The sequence below is a fragment of the Pseudomonas sp. NFACC39-1 genome (assembly GCF_900110355.1).
Classification (GTDB): Bacteria; Pseudomonadota; Gammaproteobacteria; order Pseudomonadales; family Pseudomonadaceae; genus Aquipseudomonas; species Aquipseudomonas tehranensis.
Genome location: NZ_FODL01000006.1, coordinates 334,845 through 354,828, shown reverse-complemented (window position 1 = coordinate 354,828; position 19,984 = coordinate 334,845). Strand labels below are relative to the sequence as shown.

General features: G+C 61.9%; 22 protein-coding genes. 12 read left to right on the top strand and 10 right to left on the bottom strand.

Annotated elements, in window-relative coordinates; genetic code table 11:
• Nucleotides 1-292: 292 nt before the first annotated feature.
• The 6 genes from BMY45_RS15840 to cysG all read left to right on the top strand — a co-directional run bounded on the left by BMY45_RS15840 (nucleotide 293) and on the right by cysG (nucleotide 7,941).
• Nucleotides 293-2,698, top strand: coding sequence for a DNA translocase FtsK (locus BMY45_RS15840; RefSeq protein ID WP_092399181.1), 2,406 nt, complete (start codon nucleotides 293-295; stop codon nucleotides 2,696-2,698).
• A gap of 58 nt (nucleotides 2,699-2,756) precedes the next feature.
• Nucleotides 2,757-3,380 carry an outer membrane lipoprotein periplasmic chaperone LolA gene (gene lolA, locus BMY45_RS15835; protein WP_092399179.1) on the top strand — a complete coding sequence of 208 codons (624 nt, stop codon included), beginning with the start codon at nucleotides 2,757-2,759 and terminating at the stop codon, nucleotides 3,378-3,380.
• Nucleotides 3,381-3,553: 173 nt separating this feature from the next.
• On the top strand, nucleotides 3,554-4,879 hold the full coding sequence (locus tag BMY45_RS15830; RefSeq protein ID WP_092399177.1) for a replication-associated recombination protein A: 1,326 nt from the start codon (nucleotides 3,554-3,556) through the stop codon (nucleotides 4,877-4,879).
• Complete coding sequence (gene crcB, locus BMY45_RS15825) at nucleotides 4,876-5,250, top strand: fluoride efflux transporter CrcB (protein ID WP_047227715.1); 375 nt, start codon at nucleotides 4,876-4,878, stop codon at nucleotides 5,248-5,250. Before BMY45_RS15830 ends, crcB begins: the two co-directional genes overlap by 4 nt.
• Nucleotides 5,251-5,265: 15 nt before the next feature.
• Nucleotides 5,266-6,546, top strand: a complete 1,281-nt coding sequence (serS, locus tag BMY45_RS15820; RefSeq protein WP_092399175.1) for a serine--tRNA ligase — start codon at nucleotides 5,266-5,268, stop codon at nucleotides 6,544-6,546.
• Entirely contained in the window at nucleotides 6,547-7,941 is a 1,395-nt protein-coding gene (cysG, locus tag BMY45_RS15815; protein ID WP_092399173.1) for a siroheme synthase CysG, read from the top strand.
• A gap of 137 nt (nucleotides 7,942-8,078) precedes the next feature.
• On the opposite strand, the gene BMY45_RS15810 is transcribed toward cysG, so the two are convergent.
• The 8 genes from BMY45_RS15810 to BMY45_RS15775 form a co-directional block, all read right to left on the bottom strand.
• Nucleotides 8,079-9,083, bottom strand: coding sequence for a glutathione S-transferase family protein (locus BMY45_RS15810; RefSeq protein ID WP_092399171.1), 1,005 nt, complete (start codon nucleotides 9,081-9,083; stop codon nucleotides 8,079-8,081).
• A gap of 88 nt (nucleotides 9,084-9,171) precedes the next feature.
• Complete coding sequence (locus tag BMY45_RS15805; protein ID WP_092399169.1) at nucleotides 9,172-10,173, bottom strand: glycosyl transferase family protein; 1,002 nt, start codon at nucleotides 10,171-10,173, stop codon at nucleotides 9,172-9,174.
• The gene (locus tag BMY45_RS15800) at nucleotides 10,170-10,505 is read right to left on the bottom strand and encodes a TusE/DsrC/DsvC family sulfur relay protein (RefSeq protein ID WP_092399167.1); all 336 of its coding nucleotides are present in this window, start codon (nucleotides 10,503-10,505) and stop codon (nucleotides 10,170-10,172) included. The genes BMY45_RS15805 and BMY45_RS15800 overlap by 4 nt, the downstream gene beginning before the upstream one ends.
• On the bottom strand, nucleotides 10,502-10,795 hold the full coding sequence (gene tusB, locus BMY45_RS15795; RefSeq protein WP_092399165.1) for a sulfurtransferase complex subunit TusB: 294 nt from the start codon (nucleotides 10,793-10,795) through the stop codon (nucleotides 10,502-10,504). The genes BMY45_RS15800 and tusB overlap by 4 nt, the downstream gene beginning before the upstream one ends.
• Entirely contained in the window at nucleotides 10,795-11,157 is a 363-nt protein-coding gene (gene tusC, locus BMY45_RS15790; RefSeq protein ID WP_092399163.1) for a sulfurtransferase complex subunit TusC, read from the bottom strand. The genes tusB and tusC overlap by 1 nt, the downstream gene beginning before the upstream one ends.
• Nucleotides 11,157-11,549: a sulfurtransferase complex subunit TusD gene (gene tusD / locus BMY45_RS15785; RefSeq protein ID WP_092399360.1), complete on the bottom strand. Its 393-nt coding sequence runs from the start codon at nucleotides 11,547-11,549 to the stop codon at nucleotides 11,157-11,159. The genes tusC and tusD overlap by 1 nt, the downstream gene beginning before the upstream one ends.
• A 273-nt stretch (nucleotides 11,550-11,822) precedes the next feature.
• The gene (locus BMY45_RS15780) at nucleotides 11,823-12,152 is read right to left on the bottom strand and encodes a DUF6388 family protein (RefSeq protein WP_092399161.1); all 330 of its coding nucleotides are present in this window, start codon (nucleotides 12,150-12,152) and stop codon (nucleotides 11,823-11,825) included.
• Nucleotides 12,153-12,154: 2 nt separating this feature from the next.
• Entirely contained in the window at nucleotides 12,155-12,415 is a 261-nt protein-coding gene (locus BMY45_RS15775) for a hypothetical protein (protein WP_092399159.1), read from the bottom strand.
• A gap of 142 nt (nucleotides 12,416-12,557) precedes the next feature.
• On the opposite strand from BMY45_RS15775, the gene BMY45_RS15770 reads away from it, so the two are divergent.
• Nucleotides 12,558-12,908 (top strand): hypothetical protein, encoded by a 351-nt coding sequence (locus BMY45_RS15770; protein ID WP_092399157.1) that lies wholly within the window; start codon nucleotides 12,558-12,560, stop codon nucleotides 12,906-12,908.
• 184 nt (nucleotides 12,909-13,092) lie between these two features.
• On the opposite strand, the gene BMY45_RS15765 is transcribed toward BMY45_RS15770, so the two are convergent.
• The gene (locus tag BMY45_RS15765) at nucleotides 13,093-13,527 is read right to left on the bottom strand and encodes a GNAT family N-acetyltransferase (protein WP_092399155.1); all 435 of its coding nucleotides are present in this window, start codon (nucleotides 13,525-13,527) and stop codon (nucleotides 13,093-13,095) included.
• Nucleotides 13,528-13,729: 202 nt separating this feature from the next.
• Between BMY45_RS15765 and BMY45_RS15760 the strand changes: the two genes are divergently transcribed.
• The 3 genes from BMY45_RS15760 to BMY45_RS15750 are packed head-to-tail and all read left to right on the top strand — an operon-like array spanning nucleotide 13,730 to nucleotide 16,192.
• On the top strand, nucleotides 13,730-14,263 hold the full coding sequence (locus tag BMY45_RS15760) for a cysteine hydrolase family protein (RefSeq protein ID WP_092399153.1): 534 nt from the start codon (nucleotides 13,730-13,732) through the stop codon (nucleotides 14,261-14,263).
• Nucleotides 14,264-14,301: 38 nt separating this feature from the next.
• Complete coding sequence (locus tag BMY45_RS15755) at nucleotides 14,302-15,528, top strand: HTH domain-containing protein (RefSeq protein WP_092399151.1); 1,227 nt, start codon at nucleotides 14,302-14,304, stop codon at nucleotides 15,526-15,528.
• A 34-nt stretch (nucleotides 15,529-15,562) separates the two neighbouring features.
• Entirely contained in the window at nucleotides 15,563-16,192 is a 630-nt protein-coding gene (locus BMY45_RS15750; RefSeq protein WP_092399149.1) for a Vgb family protein, read from the top strand.
• 134 nt (nucleotides 16,193-16,326) lie between these two features.
• On the opposite strand, the gene BMY45_RS15745 is transcribed toward BMY45_RS15750, so the two are convergent.
• Nucleotides 16,327-17,280 carry an EamA family transporter gene (locus tag BMY45_RS15745; protein WP_092399147.1) on the bottom strand — a complete coding sequence of 318 codons (954 nt, stop codon included), beginning with the start codon at nucleotides 17,278-17,280 and terminating at the stop codon, nucleotides 16,327-16,329.
• A gap of 260 nt (nucleotides 17,281-17,540) precedes the next feature.
• On the opposite strand from BMY45_RS15745, the gene BMY45_RS15740 reads away from it, so the two are divergent.
• Nucleotides 17,541-18,671 (top strand): sensor histidine kinase, encoded by a 1,131-nt coding sequence (locus BMY45_RS15740; RefSeq protein ID WP_092399145.1) that lies wholly within the window; start codon nucleotides 17,541-17,543, stop codon nucleotides 18,669-18,671.
• A gap of 97 nt (nucleotides 18,672-18,768) precedes the next feature.
• Nucleotides 18,769-19,860 carry an SMP-30/gluconolactonase/LRE family protein gene (locus BMY45_RS15735; RefSeq protein ID WP_092399143.1) on the top strand — a complete coding sequence of 364 codons (1,092 nt, stop codon included), beginning with the start codon at nucleotides 18,769-18,771 and terminating at the stop codon, nucleotides 19,858-19,860.
• The last annotated feature ends 124 nt before the right edge of the window (nucleotides 19,861-19,984 follow it).

The following is a 19,984-nucleotide window of genomic DNA, read 5'->3' as shown; positions in this document are numbered from 1 at the left end:
GAAAGAGAATGCATGCTCCAATTGACGCCAGCACAGCTGGATTTTGGCTATGCTGTAGCCCATCGTGCGGGCAATGCCTTGGGGCCGACAAACCCGTACAATGCTTGAGTTTTGAACGCAGGAGAGGCAAAAGATCAAAATCTTCGGCAACACCTGCGGTTTTCTGGATGCACGTCACAGTGGTAAAAGTAGTACCGGTTGTGCACATTCACTTTTTTGCCTGCTCGTGATGAGCAGTTTTTTATAGTCATTCAACAGATGGACGCGCCTTTGGCGCAGGAAAAGAAGCGTTTTGAAGAAATCCACCGCAGCACCTAAAACAGTCGTTCCGCTCTGGCGCCAGCAATTGCACTACCGGCTCAAGGAAGGTGCGTTGATCGCCATCGGCGCCTTGTGCCTGTTCCTGATGATGGCCTTGCTGACTTATGGCAAGGACGATCCGGGCTGGAGCCACAACAGCAAGATCGACGATGTGCAGAATTTCGGCGGTCCGGCCGGTTCCTACAGCGCCGACATCCTGTTCATGGTGCTGGGCTATTTCGCCTACATCTTTCCGCTTTTGCTGGCGATCAAGGCCTATCAGATTTTCCGTCAGCGCCACGAGCCCTGGCAGTGGAGTGGCTGGCTGTTTTCCTGGCGCCTGATCGGCCTGGTGTTCCTGGTGCTGTCGGGCGCCGCGCTGGCCCACATCCATTTCCACGCACCCACCGGCCTGCCGGCCGGAGCGGGCGGCGCGCTGGGGGAAAGTCTTGGCGAGCTGGCCAAAAATGCCCTGAACATCCAGGGCAGCACGCTGCTGTTCATCGCCCTGTTCCTGTTTGGTCTGACGGTGTTCACCGATCTGTCATGGTTCAAGGTGATGGATGTCACCGGCAAGATCACCCTGGACCTGATCGAGCTGATCCAGGGGGCCATGAATCGCTGGTGGGCGGCGCGCACCGAGCGCAAGCAACTGGTGGCGCAACTGCGCGAGGTGGATGACCGCGTCCACGACGTGGTGGCCCCGACCGTCACGGACAAGCGCGAGCAGGCCAAGGTCAAGGAACGCTTGATCGAACGTGAGCAGGCTCTGAGCAAGCACATGTCCGAGCGTGAGAAACAGGTGCCGCCGGTCATCACCATGGCGCCGGCCAAGGCGCCGGAGCAGAGCAAGCGCGTACAGAAAGAGAAACAGGCGCCGCTGTTCGTCGACAGCGCAGTGGAAGGCACCTTGCCGCCGATCTCGATCCTGGACCCGGCCGAAAAGAAACAGCTCAACTATTCCCCCGAATCCCTGGCGGCCGTCGGTCACCTGTTGGAAATCAAGCTCAAGGAGTTCGGCGTCGAGGTTTCGGTGGATTCGATCCACCCGGGTCCGGTGATTACCCGTTACGAAATCCAGCCGGCCGCCGGCGTGAAGGTCAGCCGTATCGCCAACCTGGCCAAGGACCTGGCGCGTTCTCTGGCCGTGACCAGCGTGCGCGTAGTGGAAGTGATTCCCGGCAAGACCACCGTGGGCATCGAGATTCCGAACGAAGATAGGCAGATCGTACGCTTCTCCGAAGTGCTCTCCACCCCTGAATACGACAACCACAAGTCGCCGGTCACCCTGGCCCTGGGCCACGACATCGGCGGCAAGCCGGTCATCACTGACCTGGCGAAAATGCCGCACCTGCTGGTGGCCGGTACCACCGGTTCCGGTAAGTCGGTGGGTGTGAACGCGATGATCCTGTCGATTCTGTTCAAGTCAGGTCCCGAAGACGCCAAGCTGATCATGATCGACCCGAAAATGCTCGAGCTGTCGATCTATGAAGGTATTCCGCACCTGCTGTGCCCGGTGGTGACCGACATGAAGGACGCCGCCAACGCCCTGCGCTGGAGCGTCGCCGAGATGGAGCGCCGCTACAAGCTGATGGCGAAGATGGGCGTGCGCAACCTCTCGGGCTTCAATGCCAAGGTCAAGGAAGCCGAGGAGGCCGGCACGCCGTTGGCCGACCCGTTGTATCACCGCGAAAACATCCACGACGAAGCGCCGCTGTTGCACAAGCTGCCGACCATCGTGGTGGTGGTGGACGAATTCGCCGACATGATGATGATCGTCGGCAAGAAGGTCGAAGAATTGATCGCCCGTATCGCCCAGAAGGCCCGTGCTGCTGGTATCCACCTGATTCTCGCGACGCAGCGGCCGTCGGTGGACGTGATCACCGGCCTGATCAAGGCCAACATTCCGACCCGCATGGCGTTCCAGGTGTCGAGCAAGATCGACTCGCGGACCATCATCGATCAGGGTGGCGCCGAGCAGTTGCTGGGCCACGGTGACATGCTCTACATGCCGCCGGGCACCAGCCTGCCGATTCGTGTGCACGGTGCGTTCGTGTCCGACGATGAAGTTCATCGGGTCGTTGAAGCCTGGAAGCTGCGTGGCGCCCCTGAATACAACGACGACATCCTCAACGGTGTCGAGGAGGCTGGCAGCGGCTTTGAGGGCAGCAGCGGTGGTGGCGATGACGATGCCGAAACCGATGCGCTCTATGACGAAGCGGTGCAGTTCGTCCTGGAAAGCCGCCGGGCCTCGATTTCCGCCGTTCAGCGCAAGCTCAAGATCGGCTACAACCGTGCCGCACGCATGATCGAGGCCATGGAAATGGCCGGGGTCGTCACGGCGATGAACACCAACGGTTCGCGCGAAGTACTGGCGCCGGGCCCGATGCGCGATTAATGACCTGAGCGGCCTGGCGACACGCCGCTTGACCTCCCACGACTTCAAGAGGACTCCCATGCGCCTGATTCGCATGTTGCTGTTGCCCGTACTGGCCCTGACCACCTTGTCGGCCCACGCCGATGAAAAGGACGTGGCCCGCCTGACCCAGTTGCTGGAACGTTCCCAGACCCTGACCGCTCGCTTCTCCCAGCTGACCCTCGACGGCAGTGGTACCCAGTTGCAGGAGACCGCGGGTGAGATGGCCTTGCAACGTCCGGGCCTGTTCTATTGGCACACCGATGCACCGGCTGAACAACTGATGGTGTCCGATGGCAAGAAAGTCTCCCTGTGGGACCCAGACCTGGAGCAGGTCACCATCAAGACCCTGGACCAGCGCTTGACCCAGACCCCGGCGTTGCTGCTCTCCGGCGATGTTTCCAAGATCAGCCAGAGTTTCGACATCAGCTCCAAAGAGGCCGGCGGCGTGATTGACTTCACCCTCAAGCCCAAGACCAAGGACAGCCTGTTTGACAGCCTGCGCCTGTCATTCCGCAATGGCCTGGTCAACGACATGCAACTGATCGACAGTGTCGGCCAGCGCACCAATATCCTGTTCACCGGGGTCAAGGCCAACGAGCCGATCGCTGCGGCCAAGTTCAAGTTCGACATCCCCAAGGGTGCTGATGTAATCCAGGAATAAACACAAAGCCCCTGTGGGAAATGGCCTGTGGGAGCAAGGCTTGCCCGCGATTGCATCGCCTCGGTCTACCAGACGCACCGAGGTGTCTGTATCGCGGGCAAGCCTTGCTCCCACAGATCTGCTCCGGCAGAGAGGATCGGCACCAGGACCCAGCGGAGGTTGTGTAAGTAGTGATGGACCTGTTTCGAAGCGCCCCGATTGCCCAGCCATTGGCCGCCCGCCTGCGCGCGACCAACCTGGATGAGTACGTCGGCCAGGAGCATGTGCTCGCTCGCGGCAAGCCTCTGCGCGAAGCGCTGGAGCAGGGCGCGCTGCATTCGATGATCTTCTGGGGGCCGCCGGGCGTGGGCAAGACCACCCTGGCACGGCTGCTGGCAGAAGTTTCGGATGCCCATTTCGAAACGGTTTCGGCGGTGCTGGCCGGGGTCAAGGAAATCCGCCAGGCGGTGGAAGTCGCCAAGCAACAGGCCGGGCAGTACGGCAAGCGCACCATTCTGTTTGTCGATGAAGTGCACCGTTTCAACAAGTCGCAGCAGGACGCGTTCCTGCCCTACGTCGAAGACGGAACGCTTATCTTCATTGGCGCGACCACCGAAAACCCTTCGTTCGAACTCAATAACGCCCTACTGTCTCGGGCGCGGGTCTATGTGCTCAAGAGCCTCGACGAGGCGGCGATGCGCAAGCTGGTGCACCGGGCGCTGACCGAGGAGCGCGGCCTGGGCAAGCGCCAGTTGAGCCTCAGCGACGAAGGCTTCCAGATCCTGTTTTCTGCCGCCGACGGCGATGGCCGGCGCTTGCTCAACCTGTTGGAAAACGCCTCGGACCTGGCCGAAGACAACAGCGAGATCGGCGTTGAACTGCTGCAAAGCCTCTTGGGCGATACCCGTCGACGCTTCGACAAGGGCGGTGAGGCGTTCTATGACCAGATTTCGGCGCTGCACAAATCCATACGCGGCTCCAACCCCGACGCGGCGTTGTACTGGTTCGCCAGAATGATCGACGGTGGCTGCGATCCGTTGTACCTGGCGCGCCGAGTGGTGCGCATGGCCAGCGAAGACATTGGCAATGCCGACCCCCGCGCCCTGAGCCTGTGCCTGGCGGCCTGGGATGTGCAGGAGCGCCTCGGCAGCCCGGAAGGCGAACTCGCCGTGGCCCAGGCCATCACGTACCTGGCTTGCGCGCCAAAGAGCAATGCGGTGTACATGGGCTTCAAGGCCGCGATGCGCAGCGCCACCGAGCACGGTTCCCTGGAAGTGCCGCTGCACCTGCGTAACGCGCCGACCAAACTGATGAAGCAATTGGGCTACGGCGATGAATACCGTTACGCTCACGACGAACCGGACGCCTATGCCGCCGGCGAAGACTATTTTCCCGAAGAACTCGAACCCCAGTCGTTCTATCAGCCGGTGCCCCGAGGCCTTGAACTGAAGATCGGCGAAAAACTCAATCACCTGGCACAACTGGACCGTCTGAGTCCACGGCAACGGAGAAAACCTTGATCCCCTTGATCCTCGCAGTCTCCGCAGGTGGCGTCGCCGGCACGTTGTTGCGCTTTGCCACCGGCAATTGGGTCAACGCAAATTGGCCACGGCACTTCTATACCGCCACGCTGGCCGTTAATATCGTGGGCTGTCTGCTGATCGGCGTTCTATACGGTCTGTTTTTGATTCGCCCCGAGGTGCCCATCGAGGTGCGCGCGGGGCTGTTGGTCGGCTTTCTTGGCGGCCTGACGACTTTTTCATCCTTTTCACTGGATACGGTACGCCTGCTGGAAAGCGGGCAGGTGCCGCTGGCCCTGGGCTACGCGGCCATCAGCGTATTCGGCGGGCTGCTCGCCACCTGGGCCGGCCTGTCCCTGACCAAACTTTGATAACGAGAGACCGACATGCTCGATTCCAAACTGTTACGTAGCAACCTTCAGGACGTAGCGGACCGCCTGGCATCCCGTGGCTTCGCCCTGGACGTCGCGCGCATCGAAGCGCTGGAAGAACAGCGCAAGACCGTCCAGACCCGCACCGAAGCCCTGCAGGCTGAACGTAACGCGCGCTCCAAATCCATCGGTCAGGCCAAGCAGCGCGGCGAAGACATCGCACCGCTGATGGCCGATGTCGAGCGCATGGCGGGTGAGTTGAGTGCCGGTAAGGTCGAGCTGGACGCGATCCAGACCGAACTGGATTCGATCCTGCTGGGTATCCCCAACCTGCCGCATGAATCGGTTCCGGTCGGTGAAGACGAAGACGGCAACGTCGAAGTGCGCCGTTGGGGCACGCCGACAACCTTCGATTTTCAGGTTCAGGATCACGTGGCCCTGGGCGAGAAGTTCGGCTGGTTGGACTTTGAAACCGCCGCCAAGCTGTCGGGCGCTCGCTTTGCTTTGTTGCGTGGGCCAATTGCCCGTCTGCATCGCGCCCTGGCGCAGTTCATGATCAACCTGCACGTCACCGAACACGGTTACGAAGAAGCCTACACCCCTTATCTGGTTCAGGCGCCAGCCTTGCAGGGCACTGGCCAGTTGCCGAAGTTCGAGGAAGATCTGTTCAAGATCAGCCGCGAAGGCGAGGCCGACCTGTACCTGATCCCGACCGCCGAAGTGTCGCTGACCAACATCGTGGCCGGCGAGATCGTCGACGCCAAGCAACTGCCGATCAAGTTCGTTGCTCATACGCCGTGCTTTCGCAGTGAAGCCGGGGCGTCGGGCCGTGATACACGCGGCATGATCCGCCAGCACCAGTTCGACAAGGTCGAGATGGTCCAGATTGTCGAACCGTCGAAATCCATGGAAGCGCTGGAAAGCCTGACCGCCAACGCCGAAAAAGTCCTGCAGCTGCTGGAGTTGCCGTACCGCACCCTGGCGCTGTGCACCGGCGACATGGGTTTCAGTGCGGTGAAGACTTACGACCTGGAAGTCTGGATCCCGAGCCAGGACAAGTACCGCGAAATCTCCTCGTGCTCCAACTGTGGCGACTTCCAGGCCCGCCGCATGCAGGCGCGTTTCCGCAACCCGGAAACCGGCAAGCCGGAGCTGGTCCACACCCTCAACGGCTCCGGCCTGGCCGTGGGCCGCACCCTGGTGGCGGTACTGGAAAACTACCAGCAGGCCGACGGTTCGATCCGGGTTCCCGACGTGTTGAAGCCCTACATGGGCGGCATTGAGGTCATCGGTTAAATGGACTATTTGCCACTGTTTCACAACCTGCGCGGCAGCCGTGTGCTGGTGGTCGGCGGCGGCGAGATTGCCTTGCGCAAGTCTCGCCTGCTGGCCGATGCCGGTGCAGTGCTGCGGGTGGTCGCACCGCATATCGAGGCGCAACTACTTGAGTTGGTCAGTGGCAGCGGTGGCGAATGTGTCCTGCGTGGTTACCTCGAAACGGACCTGGACGGTTGCGGCCTGATCATTGCCGCCACCGACGACGAGCCGCTTAACGCTCAGGTGTCGGCCGATGCCCACAAGCGCTGCGTGCCGGTCAACGTGGTGGACGCACCGGCCCTGTGCAGTGTGATCTTCCCGGCGATTGTCGACCGCTCGCCGCTGGTGATCGCGGTGTCCAGTGGCGGCGATGCGCCGGTGCTGGCGCGGTTGATCCGGGCCAAGCTGGAAACCTGGATTCCTTCGACCTATGGGCAACTGGCCGGACTGGCGGCGCGTTTTCGCAGTCAGGTCAAAGGGCTGTTCCCGGATGTGCAGCAACGCCGGGCGTTCTGGGAAGAGGTGTTCCAGGGGCCTATCGCTGACCGGCAGTTGGCCGGGCAGGGCGCCGAGGCTGAGCGCCTGTTGCGTGAAAAGATTGCAGGCCAGGCGCCGAATGCACCGGGTGAGGTCTATCTGGTGGGGGCAGGCCCTGGGGATCCGGACCTGCTGACCTTCCGCGCCTTGCGGCTGATGCAGCAGGCGGACGTGGTGCTTTACGACCGTCTGGTGGCGCCGGCGATACTTGAGCTGTGCCGACGCGATGCCGAGCGGATCTACGTCGGCAAGCGTCGCTCCGAGCACGCGGTGCCCCAGGACCAGATCAACCAGCAATTGGTCGACCTGGCCCGGCAAGGCAAACGTGTGGTGCGGTTGAAGGGCGGTGATCCGTTCATCTTCGGTCGTGGCGGTGAAGAAATCGAAGAGCTGGCGGCCCATGGCATCCCGTTCCAGGTGGTTCCGGGTATCACCGCGGCCAGCGGCTGCGCAGCCTACGCCGGGATCCCGCTGACCCATCGCGATTATGCCCAGTCGGTGCGCTTCATCACCGGCCATCTGAAGGACGGCACCAGCGACCTGCCGTGGTCGGACCTGGTTTCCCCGGCGCAGACGTTGGTGTTTTACATGGGGTTGGTGGGGCTGCCGATCATCTGCGACGAGTTGATCAAGCACGGTCGCTCGGCGGACACACCGGCGGCGCTGATTCAGCAAGGCACCACCTCCAACCAGCGGGTGTTCACCGGCACTCTGGCGGACTTGCCGCGGCTGGTGGCCGAGCATGAGGTCCATGCGCCGACGCTGGTGATCGTTGGGGAAGTGGTACAACTGCGTGAAAAACTGGCGTGGTTTGAAGGGGCTCAGGGGCAGGTCTAGAGACCGCGTCGCGCCCTTCGCGAGCAAGCCCGCTCCCACATTGGATCGGCGTAGGCCTCAATTCTTCGGCTGAACGCGATCAATGTGGGAGCGGGCTTGCTCGCGAAGAGGCCCTCAACTGCAACAAAGATCCCGAATCAATCCCGGGGCCCACGCCAAATCCCTTTCCCACTCAACCGCTCCCGATCATGGGCAACCCTGAAATCCTGCTCCGGCCCTTTGGGCACGATCCCGTTGGGATTGATGGTCTTGTGGCTGCCGTAGTAATGGCGCTGGATGTGGGTGAAGTCCACGGTCTCGGCAATCCCCGGCCACTGATACAACTCCCGCAACCAGTTCGACAGGTTCGGATAGTCCGCAATGCGCCGCAGGTTGCATTTGAAATGACCGAAATACACCGCGTCAAAACGGATGATCGTGGTGAACAAGCGGATATCGGCCTCGGTCAGGTATTCACCGGTCAGGTAGCGTCGGGTTTGCAGTAATCCCTCCAAGCGGTCCAGTTCGGCGAATAAACCATCGAACGCTTCTTCGTAGGCCGCCTGAGTGGTGGCGAACCCGGCGCGGTACACGCCATTGTTCACGGCCGGGTAGATGCGTTCGTTCAACGTATCGATGTCGTTGCGCAGGTGCTCGGGGTAGAGGTCCAGGTCGTTCCCGGTCAAGCCGTCGAAGGCGCTGTTGAACATGCGGATGATTTCCGCTGATTCGTTGTTGACGATGCGTTGTTGCCGTTTGTCCCACAGCGCTGGCACGGTGACACGACCGGTGTAGTCCGGCGTATCGGCGGTGTAGCGCTGGTGCAGAAAATCCAGGTGATCGAGTTTGTCGCCAGTGGAGCCATGGCGCTTGTCGAAGGTCCAGCCGTTTTCCAGCATCAGGTAGCTGACCACCGAGACATCGATCAGGTCTTGCAGGCCTTTGAGCTTGCGATAGATCAGCGTCCGGTGGGCCCAGGGGCAGGCCAGGGACACATACAAATGGTAGCGCCCGGACTCGGCGGTAAACCCGCTGTCGCCCGTGGGGCCGGCGCTGCCGTCGGCGGTGATCCAATGGCGGCGTTGCGCCTGTTCACGCTGGAAGGTGCCGTCCTTGCTTTCATACCACTGGTCGTGCCAGCGACCTTCGACTAACAAACCCATCTCGATCTCCTCTGCCAATAAACGTTGGAGAGGAGTCTATTCCCATAGGTTCGAACAAAAAGCGCAAAGGTTGGGCGTTGATGATCGGTTAAATCGATCGATCCCGCGCCGCCCAGTATTGGCGGGCTTGCTCTAAAGCTTCTTCCCGAGCCAGGCCCAGGCCGCGCAGGGCCAGGGCCATGGTGGCGATCAGCGCCAATTGCGGGTAGCTGTCTTCAACGTCGCCTCGCCAAATGGCTTTGAGGTGCTCAGGGTCGAGGCTTTGCGGTTTGACGTGGCGCTGTTCGGCCAGTCGCGGCCATTCCTCATCCCAGCTCACCCCACCGCAGGTGCCATACAGGTGGCTGTCGGCGTCCGGGTTGATCTCGATCTCGCCACCGTCGCCCTTGATCACGATGGCGGTGTCTCCCAGCAAACCGCTGGCATCGCGGTGGACCGCCTGGTAGCCCGGATGGAAAATGCTTTGCAGCCCGCAACGGGCGCCCAGGGGGTTGAGGATCCGCGCCAGGGAATGGATCGGTGAACGCAAGCCCAGGGTGTTGCGCAGGTCGATCATCCGTTGCATTTGCGGAGCCCAGTCCACCAGCGGCATGAAGGCCAGGCCACCATTGTCCAGCGCTGTGCCAACCTGCTGCCAGTCGCGACACAGGGGGATGTTCAGCAAGCCAAGCAGTTGCTCGCTGTAGAGCCGGCCCGCCGTATGCGCGCCGCCGCCGTGCATGAAAATCCGCACACCGTTCTGCCCGAGGCATTTGGCCGCCAGCAGGTACCACGGTAAATGACGTTTCTTGCCGGCGTAGGTCGGCCAATCCAGATCCACCGCCAACGCCGGGGGCTGCAGGCGTTCACGCAAGGCTTGGGTGAAACCGGCCATTTCTTCGGCGCTTTCTTCCTTGTGCCGCAATAGCATCAGGAAGGCGCCGAGTTGGGTGTCTTCGACCTGTTCGTCCAGCACCATGCCCATGGCTTGCCGCGCTTCTTCGCGGGTCAGGTCACGGGCGCCGCGCTTGCCTTTGCCGAGGATGCGCACGAATTGGGCGAACGGATGTTCGGCCGGGGTCTCAAGGGTCAGCGATGGGAAGTCGGTCATAAGCAGTTCGTCGGTTTGGGCAGGCCCGCCAGCTTGGCGGCGAGTTTGGCGGGAGTGCCTTTGAACAATCGGTTCAGGTGCAGGCTGTTGCCCTTGTCGGCGCCCAGTTTCAGCGCCGTGTACTTGATCAGCGGCCGGGTCGCGGGGGAGAGCTGGAATTCGTCGTAGAAGCCGCGCAGCAGTTCGAGGACTTCCCAGTGTTCGGCGCTCAACTGGATGTCTTCGGCGGCGGCCAGGGCCGTGGCGACTTCGGCCGACCAGTCATTGAGATCGGCCAGGTAGCCGTCCTTGTCCAGCGCAATGGCGCGTTGGCCCACGTTCAGCACGTTCATAACCAGGTGTTGACCTTGTCATGGTGGATCGACAGCGCGACGAACGCCGGGTAATCGATGGCCTCGGCCCATTGCGGAATGTCCAGGGCCCGGGCTTGGGCGTCTTCGCCAAGCACGAAGAGCTTCAGGCCTTTGCGTTGCAGTTCTGCAAACGGCACCGTGGCGGCTCGCAAAGCGTACGTCGCGTCGCCACACAGCAGCAGTGCGTCCTGCTCGCCCAGCACGCGCAGGCAACTGGTGAAGCGGCTATCGCCGAAGGGGGAATGAGACAACACATGCAAAGTCGACATCAGAGGGTGATCACCTGGTCATAACGATCAATGAGCGCGGCGATCTGCGGCGCGCTGAGTATGTTCAGCTCGTCCAGCGCCAGGGCAGCGGTTGCAACGCCACGTTCGGCGGCACTGTCGGCGCAGACGTACAGGTCCTCGACGCCAAACATGGGCAACGCCTGCAAGTTCGCGCTCAGGTCCTTTTGCTGGAGCGCCTTGGCGTTTTGGCCGCTGGCGAGCTGCAAGACGCCGTCGTCGAGAAACAACAGACCGATGGGCAGGTCGAACGCGCCCCCGGCCAGTACGATGTCCAGGGCTTCCCGGGCGCTGGGGCCTGACCAGGGAGCCTGGCGGCTGATGAGCAATAAGGATTTGGCCATTACGCGCCTCCAAAACAGATCAAGCGGTCGGCGTCCTGGATCGCGTCGTGCAACTGGCCCAGGCCGGACAAGGCCCAAGGCGCGCCGACGCTGACCGCTGAACGCTGGTAACGTTGGGCCTCTTCATTGTTCAGCACACCACGGCGCAACGCCGCGGCGATGCAGACCACGCCGTCGAGCTGGTTGTCGCTGACAAAGGCGCGCCACTGTTGGGGCAGATCCTGTTCATCCTGGGGCGTTACGAGGCTGTCGGCAGCGTTATAGACGCCATCCTGATAGAAAAACAGCCGCACGATTTCATGCCCACCGGCCAGCGCGGCCTGGGCAAACAACAGGGCGCGGCGCGAGGAGGGTGCATGGGCGGCGGAAAACAACGCGATGGCAAACTTCATGACAGACCCGATCAGCAAAACTGCGGCCATGATAAAGCTTTATGGGCGGGGGGGCGATTGCCAGGGGATTCAACACAAAGGGGCATGCTTTGGATACTTTGTGGCGAGGGGATTCATCTTGTGGCGAGGGGATTTATCCCCGTGGAGCTGCGAAGCAGTCCCTTGACCCGCCAACGCGGTGTATCAGACAGGCCACGGTGGCGAAAGAGGGGCCGCTTCGCAGCCCAGCGGGGATAAATCCCCTCGCCACAGGTGGTATTCAATCCATTCGAGCTACTGCTCGAGCCCATTCAACTCGCAATACTCCGCCCACTCCATCCCCGCCATCTGTGCCACTTCCTTGTGGACTTCCATGCGCTGGTTTTCGTAGTCCTGGGGCGAAGCGGCGGTCAGTTGCAGGGTCAGTTCCCAAGCGAACAGGCCCTGGCGCTCGGCTTCGGCTTCGAACGCCTCATGCAAGCGCTCGGCGCGATACTGCGCAGCGGTCTCGCCCTTGGCCTGGGCCAGCAGCGGGTTGAGGTTGTCCAGTTCGACGCGCAGCTCGGGGCGTTCATCGAGAAATTTTTCCAGCGCTCGTTCATGTTGCTGTTCGGTTGCCGCCATGGTCACTCCTTGGGTGCCGGGGGTTGTTTCTTGCTGGCCTTGGCCGCAGCGGCCAGGCATTCGAGGGCGAACTGTTCGGTGTAGGTCATCTGTATCGGCGTGGTTTCGCCCTTGACCGTACGTTCACCGTCGAGGATGTAGCGAATCCGCTTGTCGGTGACGCCGATTCGCTTGGCGATCCAGGCCGGGGTCTGGCCGATCTGGCTGATCAGTTTGTCAGCGTATTCGGTGGTCGGTTTGTAGAACTCGGCATTGGGTGTCATGGGCTGTTCCGCGCGGGCAAGTGGCAATGGCGCGACAGGTTGCGCGAATCATCGCCCGGTGTCGCGTATAAATTTCAGTAAAGCAGCATGAAGGCCCAGGCCGCAGTGCTACAGTCGGTTTTTTTCTCTACGAGTGAACGCAATGCGAATGCTGATGGTGGCCGCGGCCGCAATGTTGCTGGTTGGCTGCGCGGGTTCGGCGATGAACCAGGCCCGTACTCAAGCGCCCTACAAGACACTGACCTCCGACAAGCCGGAACAGGTCGTGGCCCAATGCGTGCAGTTTTCCTGGCAGGACGAAGCGGTATTTGGCGTGGATGCCGGTGCCTACCTGCAACCGGCTCAGAAGGGCGGCACGACGGTGTACACCCGCTCGGCCGAATCGTTTGTCGATGTGCAAGGCAGCGCCACGGGTACCGCGTTGAGCTATTACGCCCAGCATGACGATTTTGTGGCCAAGCGCCGGTTGGCGGCGTTGGCGACTTGTCTGTAGGCGACTTGCACTGCTATCGCGAGCAGGCTCGCTCCCACAGGTTTATGTGTCGTTTGCAGATACTGTGAACACCCGCAACCCCATGTGGGAGCGGGCTTGCTCGCGAAAGCGGTGGGTCAGTCAACAACAATGTTGAATACATAACCGCTTTCGCGAGCAAGCCCGCTCCCACAGGGTCCGTATTTCAATCAGGCTGGTCCAGGCGCTTCTGGAAGAAGAAACGCTGGTGACCTGGCGGGTAGTCGTCGATCTGGCCACAGCCTGTGAAACCGTGTCTTTTGTAGAACTCCGGCGCCTGGAAGTCGAAGGTGTCCAGCCACATGCCCACGCAGTTTTTCGTCCGGGCAAAGTCTTCGGCCATCTGCATCAATGTTGAACCGGTGCCCTGGCCACGGGCCTGTTCCGGCACTACCAGCAACTCGATATAAAACCAGCGAAAGAACACTCGACCGTAGAGCCCACCGATGATTTCGTCGCTGTGTTCGTCGCGTACCAGCCAGGCGACCAGCTCAGGCACCGTGCCGCCGGTCTTGGCCGTGTTGTAGGCGCGCAGCGGGACGAGGATCGCCTCGCGGTCTGCTGCGGTAGGGGTGTCCGTACGTTCGATTCGTAGCGTCATCGGCAATGTCCTTGTGCGGTGAGGGATGAGCCGCACGAGCCTATCCCAAACCTGGCTTTTGCGTCACCCAAGCGACGGTGAACAGGCGTACTACGCAAACCGGGCCATACTGCCTAGTGTTTTTGAAGCGATCCGCGACATGGAATGATCGGTAGGTGGTTAATCTGTTGTCGGGATCCAACACGTTTTGAAGAGGAACGTCATGAACACCGCATTGCTGATCATCGATGTCCAGAGCGCGCTGTGCAGCGGCGAAGAAGAGTGCTTCGACAGCCCACGCCTGCTCCGGACAATCAACGACCTCAGCGCCAGGGCCAGGGCCGTCGGCCTGCCGGTGATCCTGATCCAGCACGAAGAGCTGGAGGGGTCGCTGACTTATGGTTCCAGCGCCTGGCAACTGGCCGACGGCCTGTTGACTGCACCGGATGACTTGCGAGTCCGCAAGACCACGCCGGACGCCTTCTACCAGACCGATCTGCTGTCGCTGCTGCAAGCCCGGATGATTGATCGCGTAGTGATCTGCGGGTTGCAAACCGACTATTGCGTCAACGCCACCGTACGCCAGGCCCATGCCCTGGGGTACGACGTGGTGCTGGCCGCGGACGCCCATTCCACCGTGGACAACGGCAGCATGGCGGCCGAGCAGATCATTGCCAACCACAACAACCGGCTGGGACGCCTGAGCAGCGCGGTGTCGCGGATCGATGTGCTGCCGGCGGGGGACATCCGTCTCTGACCGCGACACCCCAACCTGTGGCGAGGGGAAACCGGACGATGGCAGCGGATGCGTTGATCAGCGCTGCAGCACGAGCACTGGCGGCGGGGGATCCGGTGGCCGCGCTCAATCGCGTTTCCCTGCGTGACGATGCGCCGGCCTTGGCGCTTCGCGGCATTGCCATGGCCCAGTTGGGCGAGCTGGAGCGGGCCAGGGCGCTGATGCGGCGGGCGGCTCGGGCCTTCGGGCCCAGGGAGGCCGTGGCACAGGCGCGGTGCGTGGTGGCCGAGGGTGAGATCGCCCTGGCGTCCCGTGATCTGGCCTGGCCGGTGAAGCGCCTGGAGGCTGCGCGGGCGGTGCTTGAACGCCATGGCGACCGGACGAACGTCGCCCACGCACGCTCAATCGAAATCCGCCGCTTGCTGTTGCTAGGCCATCTCGATGAGGCCGAGTCCAGGTTGGTTGACCTTGATCCAAGCTGTCTACCTGCGCCGTCCAGAGCCGCTTGCGAACTGGTGGTGGCGGGCATTGCCATGCGACGGTTACGAACGAAAACCGCACGGGCCGCGCTCGAACGTGCCGGCCAGGCCGCACGACAAGCGGGCATCGGCGCGCTGACTGCCGAAGTCGAAAGCGCCTGGCGCGTCCTGCAGACGCCGGCGGCCCGTCTGATTGCGGGGGGCCAGGAGCGGTTGCTGGTCCTTGAGGACGTTGAAGCACTCCTGTCCAGCGACGCGTTGGTGGTGGACGCATGTCGCAATGGGGTAAACCGGGCGAGCCAGCGGATCTCCCTTGCCAGGCGCCCGGTGTTGTTCGCCCTCGCCAGACAATTGGCTCAAGCCTGGCCGGCCGAGGTGTCCAGGGAAACGCTCGTTGCCCAGGCCTTTGGCTTGAAACTGACGGATGAATCCCATCGCGCCCGACTGCGGGTCGAAGTCGGGCGGCTGCGCGCGGTGCTTCGCCCGCTGGCCGAGGTGACAGCGACCCGGCATGGGTTTGCCCTGGTGCCGTGCAGGGGCGGGGAAGTGGTGGTGCTGGCGCGTCCTGTGGAGGAGCCCCACGCCGCAGTGCTGGCGTTGCTCGCCGATGGCGGGTCATGGTCCAGTTCTGCCCTGGCGCTGGCCCTGGATGTCAGCCAGCGCACCGTGCAACGGGCCCTCGACACGCTGGCCGCGGCGGGCCAGGTGCAGTCGGTCGGGCGTGGGCGGGCCTGTCGCTGGATGGCGCCGCCGATGCCCGGATTCACGACGGTATTGTTACTCACCGCGCTGCTGCCCAATGGTTAGGATGCAGTCACACTCCAACGATGAGGCTTGCAAGATGAAACGTTCAGATGCCCAGATCCTGCGTGAATACGGTCCTTTTCCGGGCGTTGACTGTGTACACGGTGTCAGTCATGACGGTGAGCTCGTCTGGTTTGCTTCCGGCGACAAGTTGCACGCACTCGATCCCGCCAGCGGCCAGATGTTGCGTTCGCTGGACGTCCCGGCAAACGCTGGAACGGCTTTTGACGGTGAGCACCTGTTTCAGATCGCCGCAGACACCATTCGCAAGATCGACCCGCGCACCGGTCAGGTACTGGCGACCATTGCGGCGCCCAATAGCGGGGATGACTCAGGGTTGGCCTGGGCCGAAGGATCCCTCTGGGTCGGCCAGTACAAGGCGCGCAAAATCCTCCAGATCGATCCCTCCACGGGCAAGATCCTGCGCACCCTCGAATCCAACCGCTTCGTCACGGGCGTGACCTGGGTCGACGGCGAACTCTGGCACGGTACCTGGGAAAACGATGAAAGCGACCTGCGGCGCATCGACCCTCAAACCGCAGAAGTGCTGGAAAGCGTGACGATGCCGGCGGGGATCGGTGTGTCGGGGCTTGAGTCAGACGGCGCCGACCGGTTCTTTTGCGGCGGTGGCGGCAGTGCGAAGGTGAGGGCGGTTCGCCGACCGTAGGAGCTGCCGAAGGCTGCGATCTTTTGATCTTGATCTTGATCTTGATCTTGATCTTTCGCTTGGGACTCAATTGTTTGGGGCAAGATCGCAGCCTCGTTGCACTCGACAGCTCCTACACAGCTCCTACACAGCTCCTACACAGCTTTTTCGCAGATGCGCTCGACCTTGCGATAGGTCAGCAACACGATGCCGGTGACCACAATCGCGCCGCCCATCACCTGGCCCGGGTTGAGCATCTGGTCCAGCACCAGCCAGCCGATCAGCAGGGTCGCCAGCGGTTCGATGTTCATCACCGGGGCGTTGCGTGGCATGTCCAGGCGGGGCACGGAGATGAACAGCACGATAAACCCGGTGCCATAGAGCACCACCAGGGTCGCCAGGGCGAACCAGCCGGTGCTGCTGGCCGGCAGGTCGAAGCCACCGGGAAGGGCGCCGGTCAGGCCGGCGAGGTTGACGCTGCTGAACACAATGAAAATGGTCAGCAGGCTGCGCACCGAACCGCGTACTTGGGACAATTTGTGGTCGGTGATCCACAGCGCGCAGGCAAAGACACAGGCGGCACTGAAGGCCAGGCCAACACCCAGCAACCATTGTGGGCCGACGCTCTCTTGCGACGACAGTCGGGCCGGTACTTCCAGCACGAACACCAGGCCCACCAGGATCATGCCCATCAACGTGGCAGTCCGTGCAGTGGGACGTGGCCCGCCCAGTGCCCAGGTCAGCAACGCCAGCAGGATCGGAAAGACATTGCCCACCAACAGCGCCAGGGCCACCGGGACCCGCGCCACGGCGGAATACAGGCACAGACTCTGGGCGGCAATCAACAACCCCAGAGCCAGTTGCCAGCGCCAGACGCCTTGCGGCAGGCGCAGGTTCTGGCGTTGCCAGAGCACCATGGCGGCCAGCACCAGCAGGGTGCCGCCCGAGCGCAGCAGGATCGCCAGTAAGACCCCCGCACCGTCATCAAATGCCGCACGGGCGGCGACATGGTTGCCGGCGAAGGCACATCCCATGCACAGCAGAACCAGCACGGCGAGGTGCCGCGGTAACGGAGTGGGGGTGTCAGGTGCAGCCGTGGAGCGGGTCATGGCAGGGCGTCTCAAAGGCAGGCCGCCAAAGCAAAACGCTTCGGACCGGCTATCGTAGTTATAGGTTGTCGTACAACTCGGCTTGGGTTTTTACCCCATAGGCATGCAAGACACAAGCTTCGCATCCTGAAAGCCATCTAACGATTTACAGCGATCCCTCGCAGGTCCGCCGCACATTGTTCGTTGGTTTGCTGTACAACAACCTGATCGTTGGGTTGTTTCCACAGCGCCCTTGATCTACCCCTTCCGCGGAGCAACCCATGCGCCTGGCTGATTTCATTCTCGACAATATCGAGCCGATTCTTCAGGCGTGGGAAGACTTCGCCAAAACCATCACACCGGCCTCCCATGGCATGGATTCGCTGGCTTTGCGCGATCACGCCGAGCAAATGCTGCGCACCATTGCCGCTGACCTGCGCACTTCGCAGACGGTCAAGGAACAGATCGCCAAGTCCCAGGGCGATGCGCCAGCGGCAGAGGCTGAAACCGCAGCCGAAACCCATGCGGTCATTCGCCAGTCCTCGGGGTTTACGGTGGAGCAGATGGTTTCGGAGTACCGTGCGCTGCGCACCAGCGTGCTGTTGCTCTGGATGCCGCAGACCCAGTTGGATCAGGAGCAGGTCATGACCGATCTGATTCGTTTCAACGAAGCGGTGGATCAGGCCCTGGCGGAATCGGTGGTCAGTTATTCGGGCGCCGTCGATGCCTCACGAAATATTTTTCTCGGGATTCTGGGGCATGACCTGCGCAGCCCCCTGGGCGCGATCTTGCTGAGCTCAGAGGTGCTATTGCGGGCAGGCGACCTGCCCGCCAAAGCCACCAAGATATCTTCGCGCATTTACACCAGCGTCAAGCGGGCCAACAAGATTGTCGGCGATCTACTGGACTTTACCCGTACCCAGTTGGGCTCGGGCATTCCGGTGCAGCGCTTTAATGGTGATCTGGTGGCGGCCTGTGAAGGCATGGTGGAAGAGGCGCGGGCTTATCACCCGGAAAGCAGAATCATCTTTGAAACCACCGGTGCCCTGGAAGGCCTGTTTGATCAGGCGCGCATGGAGCAGGTGTTCGCCAACCTGATCGGCAACGCCGTCCAGCATGGCAGCGAGGGGGCGCCGATTACCGTTTCACTGAGCACCGAAGAAGATACTGCGGTGATTGCCATCAACAACCAGGGCAAGCCGATCGAGAAAGACGCCATTGCCAGCATCTTCAACCCGATGGTCCGGCAATTGCGCAACGGCGACATGCAGTATGGCTCTACGGCTGGGCTCGGGCTGGGGCTGCACATCGCGTCAGCCATCGTATCCGCCCATAAGGGCACTATCGAGGTTCATTCCAAGGCAAGATCGGGCACCACCTTCACCGTACGGATCCCGCTCCACGCGCACTGAATTTTTTCTTGCGCAGGGTAGGCGGCCTACTTGTACGATGTCCTATCACGGAGTAAAACAGTCGTCGCCGTCCAATAATAATTAACGGAGACGCACGATGGATGCTTCGCAACCTGCAACGACCGCCCACCAGGGCCGCCGGGTGTTCCTGAAAAAATCCTTGGTGGTTTCGGCCGCCGCCGCAACGCTGGGCAACCTGCCCGGGCTGACTCAGGCAGAACCCTTGAGCCAGCGTTACCCTGACCCGCTGATCAAGATCCTCGACCCCAGCTTCATGGACCTGCGGCTGTTCAACGCCAGTGTTGAAAAGCTCGCTACTGGCCTGCGCTGGGCGGAAGGGCCGGTGTGGGTGGGCGACGGTCGTTATTTGCTGGTCAGTGACATTCCCAACAACCGCATCATGCGCTGGGATGAAGTCACCGACAGCCTGTCGGTTTACCGCGAGAACTCCAACTTTTCCAACGGCCTGTGCCGTGATCGCCAAGGGCGCTTGCTGGTCTGCGAAGGCTCCACCACGTCGACTGAAGGCCGGCGCGTCACCCGCACCGAGCACAACGGCACCCTCACCGTGCTGGCGGACAGTTTCGAGGGCAAGCCTTTCAACTCGCCCAACGACATCGTGTGCAAGCGCGACGGTTCTGTCTGGTTCACCGATCCACCGTTCCAGACCGGCAACAACTACGAAGGGCACAAAGTCGCACCTGCCCAGCCCCACGCGGTGTACCGCATTGACGGTGAAACCGGCAAGGTCACCCGGGTCATCGACGACATGGCAGGGCCCAACGGCCTGTGCTTTTCGCCGGACGAGAAGCTCCTCTACGTGGTCGAAGGCCGGGCCAAGCCGAACCGCCTGGTGTGGGCGATCACGGTCAAGGACGATGGCACCCTGGGCGAGCGGCGCAAGCACATCGAAGGCTTGGATTACGCGGCCATCGATGGGCTCAAATGCGACGAGAGTGGCAACCTCTGGTGCGGTTGGGGCGGTAATGGCGATCCCAAGGCCGACCTGGAAAAGCTCGACGGTGTGCGAGTGTTCAACCCCGAGGGCAAGGCTATCGGACACATCTCCCTGCCGGAGCGCTGCCCTAACGTCTGCTTTGGCGGACGAGAGGGTAATCGCCTGTTCATGGCCGGCAGCCACTCGTTGTATGCACTGTTTGTGAATACCCGTGGGGCGACGTTTGCCTGAGTGACTGACCCTCTCGCCCTGCGGTTCCTTGTGGCGAGAGAATCAGGTGTGGGAGCAAGGCTTGCCCGCGATACAGGCGACTCGTTTCTCCAGAGACCACGTGGCCTTCATCGCGGGCAAGCCT